The following is a 4,918-nucleotide window of genomic DNA, read 5'->3' as shown; positions in this document are numbered from 1 at the left end:
CCCCCCCCCCCCCGGCCCGCGCGCCGTCGTCGGGCCTCCCGACGGCGGCGCTCACCCCGTCGGTGCGCACGCGGCGGGGGCTCGCGTCAGATCGGGCGCACGACGAGCGACTGCGCGAGCGCCCCGACAGCTCCGTGCTCGTCGTGCACCACTGCCTGCGTGAGTCCGGCACCGGTCGGGCCGAACGTCACGGTCGTGTCGAGCCCCACCCAGTCCCCGCGAGGAGAGCGGTGCAGGTGGGCGGTCAGGTCCAGGTTCGGGAAGGCCACCTCGCGCGGGTGCGCGCGCACCGACATGCCGTTGGCCGCGTCGAGCAGGCCCGCCGCGCGGGCGAGCGGGCTCGCGTCCTCGTCCTCGACGAGCGCGTGGTCGGTCCGGACCCACACGGTCCCGCGCCCGGGCTCGACAAGGGCGCGACGCACGTCGATCGACTCGATGAAGCCGCCCGGCCACACGGTCGCGGGATCCCAGGCGGGTGTCTCCTGCGGGCCGGTCACGGGCGGGGGAGCGCCGCCCGCCAGGGCCGTGGTGTCGGAGGTCTGGGCGAGCCACGCGCGGACCGTGATCGCGCGGCGGTCGCCGCACGTCAGCTCCGCCTCGACGAGCTCGACCGTGCGCCCTGCGCGGAGGACCGTGAGCCGGGTGTCGACCTCGCGGAGCGGGTACGTCCCCCAGATGTCGTACGACAGCCGGGTCACGGCGAGGTCGCTGCGCCCGCGCTCGTCGCGGTCCGTCTCGACGAGGTGGGCAAGCAGGCCGAGCGAGGGCGCGACGTGCTGCTCGTCGGTGCGCCACGCGCCCCCCACGTGCTCGGTCGGGTCGAAGGTCGTCACGCCGGTGCGACGGAAGTAGGCCATGGGTCTCCTCAGGACGGACCCGCTCGTGGCGGGTGGGCGCGTCCTTCCTACCACCCCGGAGGCCTGCGGGGGTGGCAAAAGTGTGGCACCCCGGTCGCCACGTCGGGCGGCCGGGGTGCCATCACTGCAGGTCAGGAGCTCGCGACTACCACCGCGAGCACCGACGATCAGAGGTCGTAGTACAGGATGGTCGACACATCGGACATGATGACTGTGCAGGTCAGAGGGTTGCATGATGGTCGGCTGATAGCTGTCGTGCATCTCTGGTGCATCTCCTCTGCCCTAGTAGGCGCTCACACTGTGGCAAATCTGTGGCAAGAGCGGGCCGTGCATGCGGGCATTCCACGCTACGCCCACCGTTCGGCCGCCGACAGAGGCTGTGGGTATGCACCCTTCCTTAGCGGGGCGAGCGGTGTGGCTGGGACAGCAGGACGTCGCGCTGGGGTTGTCACTCAAGGAACGTACCTGGCTATCCCTGGAACCGGGGTCGAGACGGTCCAAGAGGCCGCGTGCGCTCGCAGCGGCACACCGCGCCGGACGACTGCGCCAGCTGAACCTTGACCGGGTGCTGTGCTAATTGCGGATCGTGCTGCGGTCGCGCGTCAGGCCAGGCCGTGCCGGCTTGCGAAGGGGCCCATGACGGTCCCTATGGACCATCGGGCCCGGTGACGAGTGCACCTGCTCAGCGACTTCCTCACGGGTAAGCCGTCGGACGGGCGCGGCTGCCATGCCCATGCCTGCTGCGACGCCAGCGGACGTCCACTGGTTGCAATCCTCCACCAAGCGCCTCAGACAACCACGACACATCGTCGCCAAGTTTGATCGCCCAGTTGTACTCGAACTCGTTGGATGGACGGGGCGAGGTAGCCCTCCAGAGAGGTCCGGCTGCGGCTAGGGCCTGTCCTGCGAATTTTCTTTGCATGTGTCCAATAATGTCCGGGTTGTGGATCTAGGGCGTGGTTCGGTGAGCGGACTTCCTATGGTCCGCCGCGCTCGCAGCGCCGCCCGAAGGTGAATTAGCGCGCCGCCGGGAGCCACCTGGCGAACAAGGCATCGAGTCGGCCGAGGTCCTTGGGGTGGACAACGATCAGGTCCAGGCCGTGTGCGGAGGCGATGGCCCTCTTCGTTTCGATCTTCTGGGCGTACTCCGGGCGCGCGGTCAGCCCCGCAGCTTCGACGTACGTGCCCTTGATGAGCCAGTCGGCGCGCAGCGCGTTCGGGTTGAGGGTCGCGTCGTAGGGGTACTGCGGTTCAATGTCGTGCGCGATCGCGTGGGCGTGGAGCCAGTCATCGACGTGTCGCTCGAACAGCGACCGGCACGGGTGGCCGTCGGTCGCGGTCGTGTAGGTGCCGAACGCGGGGCGCCAGCCGTCCAGGACGCCAGCGCGCTCGAGCCATTCCGCCCAGGAGTATCTGGGGTTGGCGGGGGAAGTCTCCTTGAGGTTCGGCAGAGGGATCCGGAGCATGACCTGGCGGATGAGTTCCTCCTCGGTGTCCCACTCGAACTTCGCCGCGAGCCCCGCCTGAGACGGCGGGCCGCCGCCGTCAGCGGTGAGTACTTCCAGGGCGCTCAGGACGCCAGCCTTGCGGATTGGGGTCCACCGGTACGGATGATGCTTGGGACGGTCCACCGCCCCGCCGAACCCGTCGTTGCTGTACAGGCGCGCCGCGTCAGCGCACGCGCAGCAGACCTGGGAGCTGCGGACTGCGAGGAGTGTCACGAGGGGATGGCCGGTGCGCAGGAACTGCCGGCGGCACACGAGGCAGATGTGCTGCGTCTCGTGGTCGACCGCGGGCCTTCCTACGCCGGCGTGCGCGAGCGCGGCGGACGCCAGCAGGAGGCGTCCCGCGTCGTTGAGGTCATCCATGCCCTTAGGCAGGTCTGCCACTGGCAAGAGGCACTCCTGAATTGCCTTGACCAGGTCGGGCTGACCGGTGTGCTGGGCTTGCTCGAGGCTGAGGCTTCCCAGCGACGCGAACTCAAGCTTCAGCGCTCTCCAGGGCAGCGACGCCCACCAGGTGGGCTCGACTTCCCTCAGGCGTATCGCTGCGAGGGTGAGGATGTGATCTGGCGAGATCCGCTCTGCCCAACGCACAGCGAGCCTCTCAGTGTCCGGCAGGTCGATCGGGGGAACAAGCCTCCTCAGGAGGTCGACCTGTGGGACTGTGAACGACGCTGCCCGGTGCGCCCACCACAGGTGTCCTCGGTGGGGTGTGTACCGGTCATACGGGTTGCATTCGAACCACTCGTCAACTGCGTCAGCGACTGCTTCAGGGACCAGCGCGCGATGGGCCGCGGGCACCTTCTGTGCACCCGTGGGAGCAAATCTGGCCAGCTTGACGGCAGCCATCCATTGCGGCTCCTCTTCGAACGACGACAGGGACGTCTGGCGCCGCCACAACCACTGCTCCACAGACTGCTGGATCTTTGCCGCGAGCCCTGCGTCGTACCCTTTGGGGATCTCGTCGACTACCTCGTCGACGCGTAGCCCGTGCCACTCGAGCACGGCCACGATCGCCTCGTCCCACTGTGCAGCACCGCTGTACACGACCTGCTTGTCGGCGAAGTACACCGCTACGTCGGGGACAGACTGGTCCTGGTCAGGCCAGGGCGCTCCCAGAGATACGCGCCAGCATCGCCAGCCGTTGATGTACTCGACGTGGGCGGCATGCTCTGGCACGGCATCCCAGTTGGGTCTGAGCACGGGATGCCCAGCGTTCTCGAGTAGCCGGATCACTGAGTGGCGGTTGCGCTCGTCCTTCAGCGTGAGCACGTTCGTCGGCAGGTAGAGGCGACCGACGATCTCCTTGCCATCCTTGATCAGGATCCGGTCCAGGCCTGGCGGGCGCACGGACTGCCGCTTGAAAGTCACCTCGCCCCCCAAGGGCACATGCGTCGTGGCCGCTTCGGTGCGTGCCAAGGTAAGGAGGTCCTCGCGTTCTGGACTGATCTCGTACCGCCCGCTCTGGGCCATGTCTCCCCCCTCTTGGGAGCTCGCACGGCACCCATCGCAGAGCACAGTAGCGGTCCGTGAGACCGCGAGGCACCGGTCGGTGCAGGGGGTGATGAAGTGGCTGCGCCCCCGGGTGCCGAACAGGTCCAGGACGTGCGGGGAACCTCCCTACACCGCTTCGCTTGGTCGTCTGACGCCTAGGACGGCCCACCGTGCACTCCGCCGTCGCGATCTCTGCCGGGGCAGCCATGCCCCGCAGCCAGTCGAGAAACTTCTGGTTGCGCACTTGCTTTACCCGCACCGCCCGGGACAAGAACGAGCAGGACGCTTCGTCCACGACCGAGGCGGCTAGTCTTGCCCGCATGGACGCAGAGGACGCTGGTGCCCTGTCCGGTGAGAACTACTGCGAGGCCAGTTGTTCCTTCGGTCTCCCGGTCCACAAGTGGACCCGCGACGGCCAGGCGTGGCTACCCTCGTACGGGTACACGGCGTACTACTTCGTCTGCCACTGTGGGAAGATCAAGACGGTTGTCTGCTACACCGAGTTCATGAAGCGGCGCGGCGCCGTGGACTTTGAGGAGATCTCATAGCCCCGGAGGGCCCGACTCGTGGGGCACAGTGCCATTCCTGACATCATGAGGGTCATGACTACACCAGTACCGTCGCCGACCACCGCGACGCCGTGGCCTGCCGAGATGGTCTTCGAATCAGGCTCAAGCGTGGCCTGCCGACGGGGGACCAAGCCCGGGACGAAACTCGTGCAGCAAGCAGCACTCGAGATCGTCAACGCGGTCAACAGCATCTCGATCTCGGGGCCCGAAGGCGGAATCGTCTGGCGCGGGCAAGCCGACGTGACTTGGAGGGTCGAGTCGAAGGCGACGCGTCAAAAGAAGAACTCGGCCGAGATTCGTGATCACGAGATCCGCATGCTAGAGACGATCAGGAAGACAGGTGCCGACCGTGCGCAGTACACGGGTGACTGGGAGCTTCTTGCTCGTCTGCGCCACCACGCCGCAGCGACGCGTCTAATGGGACTGCCCCGGATTCGGTTGACTCCTGACCTGTGAGGACTGTGGTCCTTGCTGGAAGGATGTTCATCGTGCCTAA

At 67.4% G+C, this 4,918-nt stretch carries 4 protein-coding genes; 2 read left to right on the top strand and 2 right to left on the bottom strand.

From position 1 onward, the window contains the following. Window positions 1–86: 86 nt before the first annotated feature. Window positions 87–857 carry a thioesterase family protein gene (locus H9641_RS16455; protein WP_191805519.1) on the bottom strand — a complete coding sequence of 257 codons (771 nt, stop codon included), beginning with the start codon at window positions 855–857 and terminating at the stop codon, window positions 87–89. 1,016 nt (window positions 858–1,873) lie between these two features. Further along, window positions 1,874–3,832 (bottom strand): hypothetical protein, encoded by a 1,959-nt coding sequence (locus H9641_RS16450; RefSeq protein WP_191805518.1) that lies wholly within the window; start codon window positions 3,830–3,832, stop codon window positions 1,874–1,876. 341 nt (window positions 3,833–4,173) lie between these two features. Between H9641_RS16450 and H9641_RS16445 the strand changes: the two genes are divergently transcribed. Both H9641_RS16445 and H9641_RS16440 read left to right on the top strand, forming a co-directional pair. Beyond that, a complete protein-coding gene (locus H9641_RS16445; protein WP_191805517.1) occupies window positions 4,174–4,401 on the top strand; it encodes a hypothetical protein in 228 nt (75 codons plus the stop codon). Between the two features lie 54 nt (window positions 4,402–4,455). After that, window positions 4,456–4,878 carry an FRG domain-containing protein gene (locus H9641_RS16440; protein WP_191805516.1) on the top strand — a complete coding sequence of 141 codons (423 nt, stop codon included), beginning with the start codon at window positions 4,456–4,458 and terminating at the stop codon, window positions 4,876–4,878. Window positions 4,879–4,918: the final 40 nt, after the last annotated feature.

This window comes from Oerskovia merdavium, assembly GCF_014836755.1.
Taxonomy (GTDB): Bacteria; Actinomycetota; Actinomycetes; order Actinomycetales; family Cellulomonadaceae; genus Oerskovia; species Oerskovia merdavium.
This window is presented reverse-complemented; position numbering and strand designations above follow the sequence as displayed.

Bases quoted from the DNA above. Each gene is read 5' to 3' on its own strand.
- H9641_RS16455 (WP_191805519.1), bottom strand. From the start codon at position 857: ATGGCCTACTTCCGTCGCACCGGCGTGACGACCTTCGACCCGACCGAG.
- H9641_RS16450 (WP_191805518.1), bottom strand. From the start codon at position 3,832: ATGGCCCAGAGCGGGCGGTACGAGATCAGTCCAGAACGCGAGGACCTC.
- H9641_RS16445 (WP_191805517.1), top strand. From the start codon at position 4,174: ATGGACGCAGAGGACGCTGGTGCCCTGTCCGGTGAGAACTACTGCGAG.
- H9641_RS16440 (WP_191805516.1), top strand. From the start codon at position 4,456: ATGACTACACCAGTACCGTCGCCGACCACCGCGACGCCGTGGCCTGCC.